The 2,387-nt window shown below is 63.3% G+C and carries 3 protein-coding genes; all 3 read right to left on the bottom strand.

Annotated features, from left to right (window positions below; genetic code table 11):
• The coding region (locus AAFM29_RS02950) for a DOPA 4,5-dioxygenase family protein (protein ID WP_341711342.1) at positions 1 to 146 on the bottom strand (146 nt) is incomplete at its 3' end.
• Between the two features lie 2 nt (positions 147 to 148).
• Entirely contained in the window at positions 149 to 904 is a 756-nt protein-coding gene (gloB, locus tag AAFM29_RS02955; RefSeq protein WP_341711336.1) for a hydroxyacylglutathione hydrolase, read from the bottom strand.
• 127 nt (positions 905 to 1,031) lie between these two features.
• Positions 1,032 to 2,387: 30S ribosomal protein S1 (locus AAFM29_RS02960; protein WP_341711337.1), on the bottom strand; the 1,356-nt coding region annotated here is incomplete at its 5' end.

Consider the following 2,387-nt stretch of genomic DNA (forward strand, 5'->3'; position numbering starts at 1 on the left):
CCGCGCGGATGCGGGACGACCGGTGCCAGGTGAAAATGGCCCACCGGCACACCGAATGCGTCGTGCGCAGCCTTGGCGAAGGCACGGGCGGTTTCGACCTCTTCCGGATCGAAATAGATGTGCGCGTGATACCCCCGGATCGCCATGGTTAGAAATTGTCCTTGGCGGCGCGCAGGGCGGCGAAGGTCTCAGCCGGATTCGTCCCACCCCAGCGGTCGCGCAGATCGGCGCTGTCGGCCCGGAGGAAGGGATTGGTGAGCAGTTCGCGCGAAAGCACCGTGGGAACGGTCGGCACGCCCTTGGCGCGCTTCTCTTCCACCTGTGCGGCATAGAGCCGCAGCTCGGCATTGTCGGGATCGGCATGCACCGCGAACCTGGCGTTCGATGCAGTGTACTCATGTGCGCAATAGAGCAGCGTGTTGTCGGGCAGTTGCCGGATGCGATCGAGGCTGTGCCAGAACTGTTCGGGCTGGCCTTCGAACATGCGCCCGCAGCCCAGGGCAAACACGCTGTCACCCACGAAAGCCACGTCGGCCTTGGCAATGTGATAGGCGACATGGCCATTGGTGTGGCCCGACACGTCGATAACGCGCGCCTGCCAATCCCCAAGCATGACTGCATCGCCATTGCCGACGACCCGGTCGATGGGGGAGATTCGTTCGACTTCATGTGGAGCGATCACAGTCGCGCCGGTGGCCTCGACAATGGCCTGGTTTCCGCCGGCGTGATCGGGATGCCAGTGGGTGTTCCAGATCTGGGTGATCGTCCAGCCCTTGGCTTCTGCCTGCCGCAGGTACTCCGCACCATCGGGCGTGTCGATCGCTGCGGTTTCGCCGCTTGCCGGATCGTGGACGAGGTAGCCGTAATTGTCGGACAGGCAGGGGAACTGGTGGATTTCGAGCATGATGGGCGCGGTCCCTTTCGTTGCCTGTCGCAGGTGGGAGCCTAAGCGCGATCCTGCAAGTAGGAAAGGCCCGCCTGCGGATCTCGCAAGCGGGCCTTTCCGATTACCCTTGAGGGTGGGAAGGAGCTTAGTCCTTCTTCGCCTTCAGCGCTTCGCCGAGGATGTCGCCGAGCGACGCACCCGAGTCCGACGAACCGAACTGTGCCACGGCTTCCTTCTCCTCGTGGATCTGGCGAGCCTTGATCGAGAAGTTCGGCTTCTTCGAACGGTCGAAGCCGGTGACCATGGCGTCGACCTTCTGGCCGGGCTGGAAGCGGTCGGGGCGCTGTTCGTCGCGGTCGCGGCCGAGGTCCGAACGCTTGATGAAGCCGGTCGCACCGTCGTCGCCAACCTGCACTTCGAGGCCGCCGTCGCGCACTTCGAGAACGGTCACGGTGACCACCTCGTTCTTGCGCAGGCTGCTGCCCGAACCCGCTTCGGTCGGAGCACCCTTTTCGAGCTGCTTCATGCCGAGGCTGATGCGTTCCTTCTCGACATCGACGTCGAGAACGACGGCATCGACCTGCTCACCCTTGCGGTGCAGGGCCAGCGCGTCTTCGCCCGAGATGCCCCAGGCGATGTCCGACATGTGAACCATGCCGTCGACGTCGCCATCGAGGCCGATGAACAGGCCGAATTCGGTCGCGTTCTTGACTTCGCCGGTGACCTTCGTGCCAACCGGGTGCTTCTCGGCAAACTCTTCCCACGGGTTGCGCTGGGCCTGCTTCAGGCCGAGCGAGATGCGGCGCTTGTCGCTGTCGACTTCCAGCACCATCACTTCGACTTCCTGCGAGGTCGAAACGATCTTGCCCGGGTGGACGTTCTTCTTGGTCCAGCTCATTTCCGAAACGTGGACCAGGCCTTCGATGCCCGGCTCGATTTCGACGAAGGCGCCATATTCGGTGATGTTGGTGACGGTACCCGTCATCTTCAGGCCGATCGGATACTTGGCGGCGACGCCGTCCCACGGATCGCTTTCGAGCTGCTTCATGCCGAGGCTGATGCGCTGGGTATCTTCGTTGATGCGGATGATCTGGACGGTGACCGACTGGCCGATCTCGATCATCTCGCTCGGGTGATTGACGCGCTTGTAGCTCATGTCGGTGACGTGCAGCAGGCCGTCGATACCGCCGAGATCGACGAAGGCGCCGTAGTCGGTGATGTTCTTGACGACGCCGTCGATCACCTGGCCTTCGGTCAGCTTGTCGATCAGCTCGCTGCGCTGTTCGGCGCGGGTTTCTTCAAGCACTGCGCGGCGCGAAACGACGATATTGCCGCGGCGACGGTCCATCTTGAGGATCTGGAAGGGCTGGGTCATGTCCATCAGCGGAGCGACGTCGCGCACCGGACGGATATCGACCTGCGAGCCGGGCAGGAAGGCTACGGCGCCGTCGAGGTCGACAGTGAAGCCGCCCTTGACGCGGCCGAAGATGCGGCCGTCGAC

This window comes from Erythrobacter sp. (assembly GCF_038133525.1).
GTDB lineage: Bacteria > Pseudomonadota > Alphaproteobacteria > Sphingomonadales > Sphingomonadaceae > Qipengyuania.

What these genes read in the sequence shown, in the direction of transcription:
- gloB (WP_341711336.1), bottom strand. Translation starts at nt 904, where the DNA reads ATGCTCGAAATCCACCAGTTCCCCTGCCTGTCCGACAATTACGGCTAC.